At 63.5% G+C, this 15,027-nt stretch carries 15 protein-coding genes; 9 read left to right on the top strand and 6 right to left on the bottom strand.

The features are described from left to right. Positions 1-3: 3 nt before the first annotated feature. Both G3O01_RS03240 and G3O01_RS03235 read right to left on the bottom strand, forming a co-directional pair. Positions 4-978, bottom strand: a complete 975-nt coding sequence (locus G3O01_RS03240; RefSeq protein ID WP_205802985.1) for a LysR family transcriptional regulator — start codon at positions 976-978, stop codon at positions 4-6. A 147-nt stretch (positions 979-1,125) separates the two neighbouring features. Beyond that, entirely contained in the window at positions 1,126-2,694 is a 1,569-nt protein-coding gene (locus tag G3O01_RS03235) for a methyl-accepting chemotaxis protein (protein ID WP_205802984.1), read from the bottom strand. A 404-nt stretch (positions 2,695-3,098) separates the two neighbouring features. On the opposite strand from G3O01_RS03235, the gene G3O01_RS03230 reads away from it, so the two are divergent. Genes G3O01_RS03230 through speB form a run of 8 tightly spaced genes read left to right on the top strand, consistent with a single transcriptional unit; the run spans position 3,099 to position 9,860 of the window. Beyond that, positions 3,099-3,956 (top strand): transporter substrate-binding domain-containing protein, encoded by an 858-nt coding sequence (locus G3O01_RS03230; RefSeq protein ID WP_205802983.1) that lies wholly within the window; start codon positions 3,099-3,101, stop codon positions 3,954-3,956. A gap of 18 nt (positions 3,957-3,974) precedes the next feature. After that, positions 3,975-4,637: an amino acid ABC transporter permease gene (locus G3O01_RS03225; protein WP_205802982.1), complete on the top strand. Its 663-nt coding sequence runs from the start codon at positions 3,975-3,977 to the stop codon at positions 4,635-4,637. 15 nt (positions 4,638-4,652) lie between these two features. Then, positions 4,653-5,318, top strand: a complete 666-nt coding sequence (locus G3O01_RS03220; RefSeq protein ID WP_205802981.1) for an amino acid ABC transporter permease — start codon at positions 4,653-4,655, stop codon at positions 5,316-5,318. Then, positions 5,315-6,157, top strand: coding sequence for an amino acid ABC transporter ATP-binding protein (locus tag G3O01_RS03215; protein ID WP_205802980.1), 843 nt, complete (start codon positions 5,315-5,317; stop codon positions 6,155-6,157). Before G3O01_RS03220 ends, G3O01_RS03215 begins: the two co-directional genes overlap by 4 nt. Continuing rightward, positions 6,154-7,401, top strand: a complete 1,248-nt coding sequence (locus G3O01_RS03210) for a M20 family metallo-hydrolase (protein WP_205802979.1) — start codon at positions 6,154-6,156, stop codon at positions 7,399-7,401. The genes G3O01_RS03215 and G3O01_RS03210 overlap by 4 nt, the downstream gene beginning before the upstream one ends. Positions 7,402-7,413: 12 nt before the next feature. Beyond that, positions 7,414-8,130: an urea carboxylase-associated family protein gene (locus G3O01_RS03205; protein WP_205802978.1), complete on the top strand. Its 717-nt coding sequence runs from the start codon at positions 7,414-7,416 to the stop codon at positions 8,128-8,130. Positions 8,131-8,174: 44 nt separating this feature from the next. After that, entirely contained in the window at positions 8,175-8,879 is a 705-nt protein-coding gene (locus G3O01_RS03200) for a cupin domain-containing protein (RefSeq protein WP_205802977.1), read from the top strand. A 30-nt stretch (positions 8,880-8,909) separates the two neighbouring features. Then, the gene (gene speB / locus G3O01_RS03195; protein WP_205802976.1) at positions 8,910-9,860 is read left to right on the top strand and encodes an agmatinase; all 951 of its coding nucleotides are present in this window, start codon (positions 8,910-8,912) and stop codon (positions 9,858-9,860) included. Between the two features lie 4 nt (positions 9,861-9,864). On the opposite strand, the gene G3O01_RS03190 is transcribed toward speB, so the two are convergent. Genes G3O01_RS03190 through tauA form a run of 3 tightly spaced genes read right to left on the bottom strand, consistent with a single transcriptional unit; the run spans position 9,865 to position 12,559 of the window. Then, positions 9,865-10,752 (bottom strand): ABC transporter permease subunit, encoded by an 888-nt coding sequence (locus G3O01_RS03190; RefSeq protein WP_205802975.1) that lies wholly within the window; start codon positions 10,750-10,752, stop codon positions 9,865-9,867. Beyond that, a complete protein-coding gene (locus G3O01_RS03185; protein WP_205802974.1) occupies positions 10,752-11,531 on the bottom strand; it encodes an ATP-binding cassette domain-containing protein in 780 nt (259 codons plus the stop codon). Before G3O01_RS03185 ends, G3O01_RS03190 begins: the two co-directional genes overlap by 1 nt. Further along, a complete protein-coding gene (tauA, locus tag G3O01_RS03180; RefSeq protein ID WP_205802973.1) occupies positions 11,528-12,559 on the bottom strand; it encodes a taurine ABC transporter substrate-binding protein in 1,032 nt (343 codons plus the stop codon). The genes G3O01_RS03185 and tauA overlap by 4 nt, the downstream gene beginning before the upstream one ends. Positions 12,560-12,836: 277 nt before the next feature. Here tauA and G3O01_RS03175 point away from each other — a divergent pair, with 277 nt between their 5' ends. Beyond that, positions 12,837-14,177, top strand: a complete 1,341-nt coding sequence (locus tag G3O01_RS03175) for an LLM class flavin-dependent oxidoreductase (RefSeq protein WP_205802972.1) — start codon at positions 12,837-12,839, stop codon at positions 14,175-14,177. Here G3O01_RS03175 and G3O01_RS03170 read toward each other — a convergent pair. Beyond that, complete coding sequence (locus G3O01_RS03170) at positions 14,174-15,022, bottom strand: LysR substrate-binding domain-containing protein (protein ID WP_205802971.1); 849 nt, start codon at positions 15,020-15,022, stop codon at positions 14,174-14,176. The two genes, G3O01_RS03175 and G3O01_RS03170, sit on opposite strands and share 4 nt — an antisense overlap. Positions 15,023-15,027 lie beyond the last annotated feature (5 nt).

The raw sequence follows: 15,027 nt of genomic DNA, 5'->3' as shown, positions 1-15,027 counted from the left end.
ACCCTACGCTGCGATCGGGCCGTGATCGGTTTGTGCCTCGCGCTTCGGCATGACGACACGGCGCGTGTCGCCATCGGCCAACGCAGGCGTCGATTCGAACAGTTCGGCAATCCAGTCCGCAAACACGCGCACTTTCGCGGACAGATGCCGGTTGTTCGGATACACGATCGAAACCGGCTTGGGCTTTGGCTTGAACTCCGGCAGCACTTCGACCAGCGAGCCATCGCGCAGCTTCTGCGCGACCATGAAGAGCATCGGCTGGATCAGGCCGAAGCCTTCCAGTCCGCACTTCACGTACGCTTCCGAGTCGTTGACGGTGACGACGCCCTTCATCGGCACTTCTGTCGGTTTGCCGTCGACGATCACGATCCACGGCATCGGCCGCGTGTTGTGCGCGATGCGAAAATTCACCGCCTGATGCATGGCCAGATCGTCGATGCTCTGCGGCGAGCCGTAGCGTTGCAGATAATCGGGCGATGCACACGTCACGCGCTTGAGCGTGCCGACACGCCGCGCCACCATCGACGAATCTTCGAGCGGACCCGCCCGCACCATGCAGTCGATGCCTTCCTCGACAGGATCGACCGGCCGGTCCGACAAACCCAGATCGAGCGAGATGTCCGGATAGCGCTCGTGAAAACCGCGCAACGCCGGAATCACCAGATAACGCCCGAGCGAACTCGGCATATGCACGCGCAACGCTCCGCTCGGCTTGCGATTACCCGCCTGAAAACTCGCGTCCGTTTCCGCGATGTCCGTAATGATGCGAATGCTGTGCTCGTAATACGCCGCGCCTTCCGGCGTCAACGACAGACGCCGCGTGGTGCGGTTCATCAGCCGCACGCCCAGCACGGCTTCGAGATTCTGGATGGTGGTCGTCACCGTCGCGCGCGGCATGCCGAGCTGCTCGGCGGCGCGCGTGAAGCTGTTCGCATCGACCACACGAGTGAACACTTCCATTGCCTGAATGCGGTCCACGCTATCCCCTTTGTGCTTCGAAACATAACAGGATAAGCCGTCGGCACTGACAAAAACAAGCAAACCGCGTGATTAGACGGATTTAGCGAACAGTTGAGCGCACCTCGGACCGAATTGCATGCAGATAGTATCTATAGAACCGCGCAATTACGCCGCCCGCGCCTCCTCGCTCACGCGGAATATCGCAACCGCGCCGTAAAGGTTCTCGCTCTGCGCTTCCAGCGAAGCCGCGGTCGTCGACGCCGATTCGACCAGCGATGCATTGCTCTGGGTCATTGCTTCCATCTGCATGACGGTCGCGTTGACCAGTTCGATCCCCGCCGTCTGCTCGCGCGAAGCAAGGCTGATATCGGCCATGATCGCGTTGACGCTCTGCACGGCCTTCAGGATTTCATCCATCGTCGAGCCTGCGCGCAACACCAGCTCGCTGCCCGCGCGCACATTCAGCGTCGAGTCGCCGATCAGTTCCTTGATTTCCTTCGCGGCGGTAGCGCTGCGTTGCGCCAGATGCCGCACCTCGCTCGCGACAACCGCGAAGCCGCGTCCCTGATCGCCCGCGCGCGCGGCTTCGACGGCGGCGTTCAACGCAAGAATATTCGTCTGAAACGCAATGCTCTCGATCACGCCGACAATCCCGACGATGCGCGCCGAGCTATCCGAGATCGCATCCATCGTATCGACGACCTGACGCACCACTTCGCCGCCGCGTGTCGCGATGTCAGATGCCTGCGTGGCGAGCGCGCTCGCGTCGTGCGCATTGTCGGCGTTCTGGCGCACGGTAGCCGTCAGTTCTTCCATGCTCGCGGCGGCCTGCTGAAGCGATGATGCCTGATCGCCGGCACGCATCGAGAGATCGCGATTGCCGCTGGCGATCGTGCGCGCATCGGACATGATCGCGTCGGTGCCTGCCCTCACCTTGCGCACCACCGCGACGAGGCCTTGCTGCATATCGTTCAGTGCGTTGAGCAGATAAGCCATTTCATTGCGGCGATCCGACTTGACGATGGCCGTCAGATCGCCCGCTGCGATTTTCGCGAAGTATTCGACGGCGGCATTCACGGGCGTAACGATCGCCCGCGTCAGTCCGCGATGCGCGAGCGCGCCGACGATCAGCGCAATCAGACCCGCCACGCCGAAACCCCACAACGTCATGTGAAAACGCTCGTTCGCATGATCGAAACGCGTGCGCTGGCGCTGCACCTGAAAATCTTCCAGCGCGATGAGCGCCTTCTGATATTCGTCGAACAGCGCGACGGGCATCTCGCGTTGTGTCGTGAGGAAATCGACGAGATTCTCTTCATCGAGTTGTTTGAGGGCTTTTGAAAAGGCCTCGTTGAGCAGACGGTCGCGTTTGCCTGTCATCGCATCGAGCAGTGTCTTTTCCTGCGCGTCAGGCGCGTGCAGTGAACGGTAGGCATCCAGTTCGCGATTGCTCTCGCCAAGCAGCACATGCAGTTGCTTGATCTCAGCCGCTGCGGGCTTGCCCGCGCTGATCAATTGCTCGACATCGGCAAGCCCGGTGCGGAACACGAGCAGCCGTTCTGAACTCGTCTTCAGATGCACGACGGACGCAGTGTCGTCGCGATACATCGCGTCGAGCGCGGCGTTGCTCTTGAAGAGCGCAAACACAGCCGCCGCGATGACCAGCATCAGCAGCAGCGTGCAACCCGAGATGGTGGCGGCGAGCCCGCCGCGAATCGTGGTGTTTCTGAACATGAGCGCAATGCAGCGTGCGCGCCGCAAATACGGCGCGCGCAGCGTTTCTCCGGTAGTCAGAACGGAATCGGGACCGGCCTTGCGAATGCACGAGTGCACGAATGCAGGCCGTCTACAGCACTAACGGCGGCCCCTGTTTGTTTCTGTGATGCCAGCGCGACGCCGATTCGACCAATTACGACATCGGCTGCTTCGACGCTTCCCCAGCGCGGTGCATCGTGCGCCGCACACGAACCCGATTGCCAGAAAGCTCCCCGCATCGGTGCATCGCGCAAGCCTCTCTCCACGCCCGGCTAGGCCGCACTGCATGGCACGCCTCATGCTTATTGAACTCCATTCAAGTAACTTGAATCAAATTCTTTTAACTTTCATAATCGGCCACGGGCCTTTCACAAGGAAGCGTCATGAACAAGCCTCTCCGCAGTCTGGTCTTCTCGTTGCTCGGTGCGCTCGCATTCGTTAGCGCCACGCCCAGCCGCGCGCAGTCGGACGATCTGCTGGCGCGCATCAAGTCGAACAAGGAAATCACCATCGCGACGGAGGCCCGCTACGCGCCGTTCGAATACGTCGATAACGGCAAGATCGTCGGCTACGACGCGGACCTGATGGCCTATGTGCTGAAGTCGTTGCCCGATGTGAAGGTCAAGCAACTGGACCTGCCGTTTCAAGGGCTGCTGCCCGGACTCGACGCGAAACGCTTCGACATCGTCGTGACGGCCGTGACTGTCAACAAGGACCGTGTCAGCCACTTCGCGTTCACGGTGCCGGTCGCCGATGCAACTACGGGCGTTCTGCTGCGCAACGGCAACAGTTCCATCAAGTCGCCTGAGGATCTGAACGGCAAGATCGTCGGTTCGCAGACGGGCTCGGCGCAATTGCAGGCCCTTCAGGCGCTCGACAAGAAACTCAAGGATGCAGGCGGCCCCGGCATCAAGCAGATCAAGCAGTACGTCGCGTTCGACGAAGCCTATGCCGACCTCGCCGTCGGTCGTCTCGATGCCGTCGCGCAATCGGTCGCGAACCTCGGACCGTTGATGAAATCGCGTCCGGGCGTGTTCACGCTGCTGCCGCAGACGATCGGCCCGAAGAGCTATTTCGCGTGGGTCGCGCGCAAGGACAGCGACAGCGCCGCGCTCGTCAAACTGTTTAGCGACGGCATTGCACGCGCGAACCGCGACGGCACGATGAAGAAGCTGCAAGAGAAATGGTTCGGCTCGACGATGGACGTTCCCGTCGACACCGTTCCCGCGCCCTCGATCTGACGCGCCGCGTACCGATTCATGAACGCTCCCGATCTGCTCGCACGCTGCGCCAGCTATCTGCCGCAACTGCTGGATGGCGCACTGACAACGCTGTGGCTGTCCGCGGCCGCTGTGCTGTGCGGTTTCTTTGCCGGCATCTTCATCTACACGATGTCGGCCAGCGACAGCCGCCTGCTCTCAGGCGGTGCGCGTGTCTACGTCAGCGTGTTTCGCGGCACGCCCGTGCTCGCGCAACTGCTCGTGATGTATTACGTGCCGTCAGCGTTGGGGCTTGCCGTGCCGGGCATCGTCGCGGCAGCAATCGGGCTGTCGATGAACACGGCCGCGTATCAGTCGCAGATTCTCGGCGCGGGCTTTCGCGCGATTGCTCGCGGGCAGATCGAAGCGGCCGTCACGTTCAATCTCACGCGACGCCAGGTGCTGTGGCATATCGAAGTGCCGCAGGTGGTGCGCGCGACGCTGCCCGCGCTGGTGTCGGAGATGATCGATATCGTCAAGGCGTCGGCGGTGGTGTCGGTGATCTCCGTGACGGATCTGATGCGCGTCGGCCAGCAACTGTCGTCGTCGACATATCGTCCGCTCGAGGTGTACACGTGCGCCGCAATCTTCTATCTGGCGATCACGACGCTCTTGTCTTTCGCCGCGCATTGCTACGAGCGCCGCGTGGCGTCGCGTGCATGACCGGGAACCCATCGCATGGATAACCTGCTCGCTCTTGTGCCTCGTTTTGCTGACGCGATGCTCGTCACGCTCGAAGTCAGCGTGATCGCAGCGCTGCTCGGCATCGCCGGCGGTTTCGCGCTCAACGCATTGCGTCTGCGTTACACAAGCATGATTGCCGCGCCCTATGGCTTATTTGTCTGGCTGATTCGCGGCATGCCGTATCTGTCGCAACTGATGATCGTCTACTTCGGCCTGCCCGTCTTCGGTATCACGATGACAGCCGTTCAGGCGACCGTCGTCTCGCTCGCAATTTACGCCAGCGCCTATTTCGCGGAGATTTTTCGCGCGGCGTGGGCCAGCGTGCCGCGCGGCCAGCTCGAAGCCGCGCAGGCGTTCGGCGTGAGCCGCTGGTCCGCGTTTCGCGCGATCGAACTGCCGCAGGCGCTCGCGTTCGCAGTGCCGCTGCTCGCGAACCAGACCATTCTCGTCATCAAGGAAAGCGCCGTGGCATCGATCATCACAGTGCCGGAACTGACGATGACGGCAAGCGACATCGTCGCGTCCACCTACACCTACATCGGCCCGTATGCGCTGCTGATCGTGAGCTACTGGCTGCTCACCCAGGCCGTGTCGCTGCTCGCGCAGCGCGCGACGTCGATGATCCCTTTTCTGCGTAACGACGCAAATAAAGCCTCATGAGCGCTCAACCCATACTCAAGCTGCGCGCCGTCGGCAAATCGTACGGCGCAACCCGCGTGCTCAAGGGCATCGACCTCGACGTGATGCGCGGCGAAATCGTCACGCTGATCGGGCCATCCGGTTCGGGCAAGACGACGGCGCTGCGCTGCATGAACTTCCTCGAAGCCTATGATGAAGGCGAAGTCTGGATCAAGGGACAACTGCTCGGCTATCGCTCCGCGGGCCGCACGGCGCGCGATCGCGACAGCGAGGTGAGCATCGCCGAGGTGCGGCGCCCGGTTTCGATGGTGTTCCAGCAGTTCAACCTATGGCCACATATGAGCGTGCTCGACAACGTCGCCGCGCCGCTCGTGCTGGCCAAGAAAATGTCCCGTGCGGATGCACGCGCAAAGGCACAGGCCGCGCTCGCACGCGTGGGTTTGCAGCACAAGGCCGATGTGTATCCAGCACGGCTGAGCGGCGGACAACAGCAGCGCGTCGGCATTGCACGCGCGCTCGCCATCGAGCCGGAAGTGATGCTGCTCGACGAACCGACTTCGGCGCTCGATCCAGAACTGGTCGAAGAAGTGCTGAACGTGATTCGCTCGCTTGCACAGGATGGCATGACGATGGTGATGGTCACGCACGAGATGAGCTTCGCCGCGAAAATTTCCGACAAGGTCGTGTTCATGGAAGCCGGTCAGATCGTCGAGTCGGGAGCGCCCGCGCAACTGTTCGGCAATTCGCGCACGCCTCGCCTGCAGCAGTTTCTCAAGCCGTGGTTCGATCGAAGTCTGAGCTTTACTGCGCCGGAAAACAGGGCGAATAGCGTGGAGCAAACGTCGGGAGCATCGTCATGATCCACACAGACGATGCAATCCGCGCGGCAAATCATATCGACGAAGCACGTCTGCTCGCGTCGATCGAAGCCCTCGCCACATTCGGCGCGCGTTCCGACGGCGGCGTGAACCGCCCCGCGCTGAGTGCAACGGATCTGGATGCGCGCCGCTATCTGATCGAACGTGCGCATGCACTGGGCTGCACCGTCTCCACGGACGCCTGCGCGAACCTGTTCATCCGCCGGCCCGGCATCGACGATGCGCCGCCTGTGATAACGGGCAGTCACATCGACACGCAACCGTCAGGCGGAAAGCTCGACGGCTGCTATGGCGTGCTTGCCGGCTTCGAATGCATTGCCGCGCTCAACGATGCCGGTATCCGCACGCGTCGTCCGCTCGAAGTGGCGATCTGGACCAACGAAGAAGGCACGCGCTTCGCGCCGGGCGCGATGGGTTCGAGCGCGTATGTCGAGCCGTCGCGGATGGCGGCCTATCGCGATGCTGCCGACGCTGAAGGCATCACGCTGCGTGCCGCGCTGGAAAACCATCGGCGAGCCTTTCCGGAACTGCCGTTACTCGATGACCTGAAGCCCGCGCATGCGTTCGTCGAACTGCATATCGAGCAAGGTCCGCAACTGGAGAACGCAGATGTGCCGCTCGGTGTCGTCACCGGTATTCAGGGCGTGCGCTGGTATGAGTTCCATTGCAAAGGCGTCGCCGCGCATGCGGGCACCACGCCGATGCCAATGCGCCGCGACGCGATGACGCTTGCCGTCACGCTGCGTGCATCGATCGAAGAAATGGCCGCGTCGCTGGGCGGCGATCACACACGCGTCACCTTCGGACGCTGGAGCGTCACGCCGAATTCGATCAACACGATTCCATCCGACGTGACCTTCTCTGTCGATTTCCGTCACCCCGACGCGCACGTGCTAGACGCGTTCGACGCACTGGTTGCGGCTTGCGCAAGGCGCCACGGCGCGCAGATCGTGCCGCTTTTCACGCACGTACCTGTGCAATTCGATGCAACGGTGCTCGCGCATATCGACGCAGCCTGCCACGCGCTCGACGCTCAGGCACTGCGCCTCACGTCGGGCGCCTTTCACGACGCGATGTATCTCGCGCAGCACTGCCCGACTGCGATGCTGTTCGTACCGAGCCGCGACGGTATCAGCCACAACCCGGCCGAAGCCACGGATGCCCATCACCTCGTGCTGGGCGCACGCGCGCTCGCACACACCCTCACCACGCTCTGTAACGACTGACAAGGAACCACTATGAGCACGACTCACTCACACACGCATACTCACACGCATGCCCACGCGACTGACGACAACGGCAACGAACTCGGCCAGAACGCCACGCTGCACGAACCGATTTCCGCCGACGGCACGCCCGAACCCGGCAAGACCTACACGGTGCCCGCACGCTGCGGCCGTGCGGTGCGGGTCAAGGCCGGGCAAACCATCCGCATTTCGAACCCGCACGGCACGCAGGTTTGCGATACGTGGATTTTCAATGCCACGCACCTGAACGAGTTCCTCTCGTTCGAACACACGCGCGCGTTTATCGACAAGATCATTCCGCAACCGGGCGATCCGCTCGTGACGAATCATCGCCGGCCGATTGCCGAACTGGTCGCGGACACGTCGCCGGGCGTGCACGACACGCTGATCGCCGCGTGCGACCTGTACCGCTACAAGAATCTGGGTGTGGAGAACTATCACGACAACTGCGCGGACAATCTGCGGCTGGCGCTCAAGGCGATCGGCCTGCGCACGCGTGAGGTCCCGCAACCGTTCAATCTGTGGATGAACATTCCCGTCAAGCCGGACTATACGATCGACTGGCTGCCACCCGTGTCGAAGGCGGGCGATCATGTGGATATCAAGGCCGTGATGGATTGTGTCGTCGTGATGTCGGCGTGCCCGCAGGATATCATTCCCATCAACGCACTCAACCCGGTCGAAGTCGAGTTCACGGTTCTCGCCTGAGACTCGCCCAACCGCACTTTTACGCTGATCGACAGAACGCACACGTGGCCACAAGAAAAACCCCCACGACCGGCAACGGCGCTTCCCGCAAACCGACCTCGGCGGCGCCGCGACGCGCCGCGCCAGCGCCGCGCGCGGCTGCTTCGCAACCTGCGCAAGGCCCAGCAGCCGAAGGCCTCGGCACGCGGCTACGGCACGCGCGCATGGTGCAGCAACTCACGCTCAAGGCGCTGGCGGAACAGGCGGGCTGCTCGGAGAGCCTGCTGTCGAAAGTCGAGGGCGGTCATGCGACACCCTCGCTCGCGACCCTGCACCGGCTCGCGCTCGCACTGGACACGAACATCGCCGCGTTGGTGTCCGGGCCGGTCGCGAACGTCACGCCTGTGCAGCGCGCGAGCGAACGGCCTTCCGTGCGCTTTCCGTCTGCGCAGCAGCCTGCGGGCCGACGTGGCCATACGGGCAGTTCGATCATGCTGGAGCGGCTCGTCGTGCCGGGCCCGGGACAACTGCTGCAAGGCGATATCCATGTGCTCGAACCGCTCGCGCGCAGCGACGAGCAGATCAGCCATGCGGGTGAAGAACTGGGCTACGTGCTCGAAGGCGAACTCGAATTGACGCTCGGCAGTGAATGCTACCGGCTTCAGGCGGGCGATTCCTTCTATTTCCCGAGCACCGAGCCGCACAGCTACCGCAACCCCGGCGACTGCATCACGCGGGTGCTGTGGATCAACACGCCGCCCACCTTCTGATACACGTAACACGCCAAACGGGAGCCGAACATGACGGGCACCGACCTGACCCAGATGCAGCAACCGCGCTTCGCGGGTATCCCGACTTTCATGCGCGTGCCGTTCAGCACGGACCTGAACACGTTCGACATCGCGCTGGCAGGCGTGCCGTTCGACGGCGGCGTCACCGCGCGTCCGGGCGCGCGTTTCGGTCCGCGAGAAATCCGCAACATGTCGACGATGATGCGCGGCATTCATCACGTGACACGCTTCAATCCATTCGACGCCTGCCGCGTCGCCGATATCGGCGATGTGCCGTTCACCGACCTCTACCATCTCGAACGCGCGCACGACGACATCCGCCGCTTTTTCGAACCGGTATTCCGCGCGGGCAAGCTCGCGCTGACGGCAGGCGGCGATCACTCCATCACCTATCCGATCTTTCAGGCGCTGGCGCCGCGCGAGCCGATCGCGCTGGTGCATATCGACGCGCACACCGATACCTGGGATGCGTTCAAAGGCTCGAAATTCACGCACGGCGCGCCGTTTCGACGTGCGGTCGAAGCGGGCCTGCTCGACCCGAAGCGCACCATTCAGATCGGCATTCGCGGCGCGCAGAATTCGGACGAAGGCTGGCGTTACTCGCTTGATCACGGCATGCGTGTCGTGTTCATCGAAGAGTTCGATGAGCTTGGGCCGGCGGCAATCGCGGCCGAAGCGCGACGCATTGTCGGCGATGCGCCCGTTTATCTGTCGCTCGATGTCGACGGACTCGACCCGGTGTTCACGCCGGGCACGGGCACGCCTGAAGTGGGCGGACTGACGACCCGCGAGACGCAGGCGCTGCTGCGCGGTCTCGACGGGCTCAACTGGGTCGGCGGCGATGTGGTCGAAGTGTCGCCGCCTTACGATCAGACGGGCAACACCGCGCTCGTCGCCGCAACGCTGATGTACGAAATACTGTGTCTGCTGGCCAAGCGTGCGAGCAATGTGAACCGTTAGCGCACTACTGCTTGCCCTTCCACGGCACGAGCCTGTGCTCCAGCGCGCGCATGCCGAGATCGAACAACCAGGCAATCGCGCCGATCAGCACGATGCCCATCACGACGACATCGGTGCGCAAAAAGCTCGATGCGTTGAGCACCATCTGACCGAGCCCGGCCGTCGCCGCGACCATTTCGGCGGCGACGAGCGTCGTCCAGCCGAAGCCGATCGCAATACGCAGCCCCGTCAGAATCTCCGGCAACGCAGCGGGCAGCACGACATGCAACACGACCTGCCGGAAGTTCGCGCCCAGCGACCATGCCGCGTTGATCTGCTCGACCGTGGCACTACGAACCCCTGCCCGCGCGGCCATCGCGATCGGCGCGAAGCACGCGAGCCAGATGACAACGAGCTTCGCCGTTTCGTCGATACCGAACCAGATCACCACCAGTGGCAAATAGGCAAGCGGCGGCAGCGGACGATAGAACTCGATAGGCGGATCGAGCAGACCGCGCGCGACACGGCTCACGCCCATCAGCACACCGATCGGCACGGCCGTCACGCAGGCGAGCGCAAACGCGCCGAACACGCGGATCGCGCTCCACATCAGGTGTTCCGACAACGGCAGGCCGCCTTGAATACGACCGTTCCATGCATCGGTGAAGGCATGCCAGACGGCATCCGGCGATGGCAGAAAAAGCGGCGGCACCCAGCCGAAATGCGACGCGGCCCACCACAGCAGCAGCAGGCTCACGACACATAGCGTGCTCAGCGCAGCCGTTGGCCCTTCGCCGGGCATACCTCGGTTCGTCTTGCGGCGCGGTTTTCGCACTGCGGCTTCGTCGTTAGCGCTACGCAGCGCGCGTAAGCGGCCCGTTGCGTCTTCACGCGCAGAATCGATCGAATTCATCAGGCTGCCTCCCGCAACGTCTCATGCAGGCGTCGCGTCAAACGCTCTCGCCATTCGATAAACGCCGCCGACGACTTCACCGCACGCGCATCGCGCGAAGCCAGATATTCGCGCGCAAACGGCAGTTCGTGCACCTCCGCAACGCGGCCGGGACCCGGCGTCATCAGCACGAGACGCGTCGCCAGAAAGAGCGCCTCTTCGACGCTGTGCGTGATGAAGAATACCGTCTTGTTCGTGCGCGACCATACGTCGAGCACGAGTTCCTGAATGGTTTCGCGCGTGAGCGCATCGAGCGCGCCCATCGGCTCGTCCATCAACAGCACCTGCGGATCGCTCGCCAATGCGCGGGCGATGCCCACGCGCTGTTGCATGCCGCCCGACAGCGCGTACACCTTCGCATTCGCATGCTTTTCCAGCCCGACGAGCGCGAGCGTGCGCCGCGCGATCTCGTACCGTTCGTCACGCGCGACACCACGAAAACGCAGCCCCAACGCGACGTTGTCGATCACGTTGAGCCACGGCATCAACGCGTGCTTCTGGAACACGACACCGCGCTCCGCGCCCGGTCCGTCGATCGGCACGTCGTTCAGGCGCACCTCGCCTTGCGTCGGATCGACGAAACCCGCAATGCAATTGAGCAAGGTGGTCTTGCCGCAGCCCGACGCGCCCAGTGCGACAACGAATTCCCCGCTGTCGATGCGCAGATCGACGCCCGCGAGCGCGGGCGCATCCGCGCCGTCATAAGTCACGCCGACGCCGCGGATCTCCAGTGCGCTCATCGCGCGGCCTGTTGCGCGAAGCGCGGATTCACCGCGCCCGAGTAGTCGGACAACACGTTCTGGATCGTGCCCTGCGTCTTGAGGAACGCGGCGGTCGCCGCCAGCGATTGCGCCGCGCCCGATTGCTTGCCGCCGCCGAGCCACGTCGGCGATGCCTGCTCCGCCGCCGTGGGGAACGCGTACAGCGCGAGGCTCGCGGGCACATCGGCGGGCGTCGCCCCCGACTCCTGCGCGACAGCCTGCACTTCCTTCGAAGCCGGCGTCCACGTTGCCTTGTGATCGCGATACTGCGCATCCGTATCGGCCAGCACCTTGACGAGACCTGCCATGAACGCCGGGTTGTCGCGCTCGAACTGGCGCGCGGCGACGAAGCCGTCAAAGGTCGCCTTGCCCGACTCCTTCGCGACTTCCCCCGACGTGATCAGCACCTTGCCGTTCTGCTTGACCTTCGCGAGCACCGGATCCCAGATGTACGTCGCGTCGATGTTGCCTCGCTGCCAGGCGGCCGCGACCTCGGGCGGACGCAGGTTGAGAATCTTCACCGTCGACGGATCCACGCCCGCCTGCTGCAACGCGACCAGCGCATGGAAGTGCGACGTCGACACATACGGCAGGCCGATCGTCTTGCCCTTCAGATCGGTGAGCTTCGTCACGCCGGAGCCGTCGCGCGCGACGAGCGCTTCGGCGTCGTTGATGTTGTCGAGAATCCAGAACAGCGACAGATCCACGCCCTGCGACAGTCCCGCCGCGATCGGGCTGGAGCCCGCTTCGCCAAGCTGGATCGAACCGGACGCGAGCGCGCGAATCACGTCCGCGCCGCTGCCGAGCTTGCGATACGTGACCTTGTAGCCAGTGGCTTTCTCGACGGCGCCCGTGACCTGCGCGTAGCGCCACGGCACGACCATGTCCTGATAGCCGATTACGACTTCGCGGGTGTCGGCATGGGCGGAGGACGCAATCGTGATCGACGCGACGGCGAACGCGGCGGCGTGCAACGCGCGCCGCAGGAAAGTAAATGTCTGTTTCATTGGAAGGTTGCGTGCGGTTTTGAAAGCTGCGTGAGGCTTCCGACTATAAGCACTTCGCATCGCCGCCGTTCTAATGTTTCGTGCGTAGCAAATGACGGCGTTGAAGCTTTGCTTTCCATGCGGAAACAGCGAAAGCCGCCGATATCGCACACGGCGGCGTCCGGGCGCGTTCTGGCAGTCGGCAAGCCGGATTTGCGCGCCTGTCGTATCGTATTTCGCGAATACTTTGTCACCCATTCCACGCTTACCGCTATTCGCTTCGACGAGGGCTTTCACCATGACCCGAACCCGTCAGTTGCATCTCGGCGCTTTCATGCGTCCCGTCAGCCTCCATACGGGCGCGTGGCGCTATCCCGGCGCCTGGCCCGATGCGAACTTCAACATCGCGCATCTGAAGCGCTTCGTGCAGACGCTCGAACGCGCGTGCTTCGACGCGTTCTTCATGGCCGATCACCTCGCCGTGCTCAACATGCCGACCGCCGCGCTCAAGCGCAGCCACACGGTGACGTCGTTCGAGCCGTTGACGCTGCTCGCCGCGCTGTCGTCGGTGACGGAACGCATTGGCCTTATCGCCACGTCGTCGACAACCTTCGACGAGCCGTATCACGTCGCACGCCGTTTCGCCTCGCTCGATCACCTGAGCGGCGGACGCGCCGGCTGGAATCTCGTGACCACGTCCAATCCCGACGCGGCGCTCAATTTCGGGCTGGATGAGCATGTCGAACACGGCGAGCGCTATCACCGCGCGCGTGAGTTCTACGATGTGGTCACGGGCCTGTGGGACAGCTGGGCCGACGATGCCTTCGTGCGCGACGTCGAAAGCGGCATCTATGTCGATGTGGAGAAGATGCATGTGCTCGGCCACAAGGGCGAGCATCTTTCCGTGCGCGGACCGTTGAATATCGCAAGGCCGGTTCAGGGATGGCCTGTCGTCGTGCAGGCCGGCTCATCGGAAGCGGGCCGCCAGATCGCCGCCGAAACGGCCGACGCCGTGTTCGCCGCGCCGCCCTCGCTCGCAGCAGGCCAGGCGTTCTATGCCGATGTGAAGAGCCGCGTCGAACGCGCGGGCCGCGATCCGGAGCATCTGAAAATCCTGCCGGGCGTGTTTGTGGTGGTCGGCGACAGCCTCGACGAGGCGCGTGAAAAGCGCGCATTGCTCGATACCTTCGTGCATTACGACAGCGGCATCGCATCGCTGTCGATCGCGCTCGGCCACGACGTGTCGCAACTCGACCCCGACGCGCTGCTACCGGACATTCCGGAAAGCAACGCCAGCAAGAGTTCGCGGCAGCGCGTGATCGACTGGGCGCGTTCGGAACAGTTGACCATTCGCCAACTGGCGCAGCGCATTGGCGGATATTCGGGGCTGGAAATGGTCGGCACGCCCGCGACGATTGCCGATCAGATGGAACAATGGCTGACCGAACGCGGCTCCGACGGCTTCAACGTGATGTTCCCGTTTCTGCCCGGCGGACTCGACGATTTCGCCGACAAGGTCGTGCCCGAACTGCAACGGCGCGGCATTTTCCGTCGTGCCTATGAAGGCACGACGTTGCGCGACCATCTCGGCTTGCCGCGCCCGGAGAACCGGTTCTTCACGCAGCGCGCCGTTGATTAGACGGGAATCGCTTCGCGCAGAAAATCGACCAGCGCCGACTGCACCGCGTTCATCGCGCCGCCCGCGCTGACGAGCGCAAGCTCGGTGGGCGGCAGACGCGGCAGGTCGAAACACACACTGTGCTCGGGCAGCACAGCCGTAGTGGGTAGAACCGTGATGCCGAGGCCTGAAGCCACCGCGGCCTGAATACCCGTCAGGCTGTGGCTGCCGAACGCGACGCGCCAGCTTCGCTTCGAATGATCGAGGCTGCGGATCGCGCGTTTGCGGTACACGCAGCCCTGCGGAAACAGCGCGAGCGGCACCGGCTCGCCTTCTTCGGGCGGCACTTCGACCATGCGGCCGCGCACCCACACGAGCGCTTCGGGCCACGACGCGAGACACGGCCCGCTGCCCGGCTCGCGTTTGACGAGCGCAATCTCGATCTCTCCGCCCGACAGCTTGCTGTGCAAATCGGCGCTCATGCCCGCGACCGTTTCGAGTCGCGCCTCGGGCCGCGCCTTGACGAAGCCCGACAGGATCGCCGCCATCCGTTTCGCGTCGAAATCTTCCGGCACGCCGATGCGGATCGGCGTGCGCCACACATCGCTCGCGAGGGCGTCCTGCGCCTCCTGCGACAGCGCGATCAGGCGGCGCGCATATTGCGTCAGAAGCTCGCCATGTTCCGTCGCCGTCACCTGATTGCCGGTGCGATCGCGCATCAGGAGCGTGCGGCCGACCAGTTCTTCCAGCCGCCGCACCTGCTGGCTGACAGTCGACTGCGTGCGATGCACGCGGTCACCGGCGCGCGTGAAGCTGCCTTCGTCGACGACGCAGACCAGCGTCTTCAGAAGTTCGAGATCGAGCATAACGG

Origin of the sequence: Burkholderia sp. Ac-20365, from assembly GCF_017104715.1 — a bacterium.
In the GTDB taxonomy this organism is placed as follows: Bacteria; Pseudomonadota; Gammaproteobacteria; order Burkholderiales; family Burkholderiaceae; genus Paraburkholderia.
Note: the sequence above shows the minus strand (reverse complement) of the source record. Positions and strands in the feature narration are given on the sequence as shown.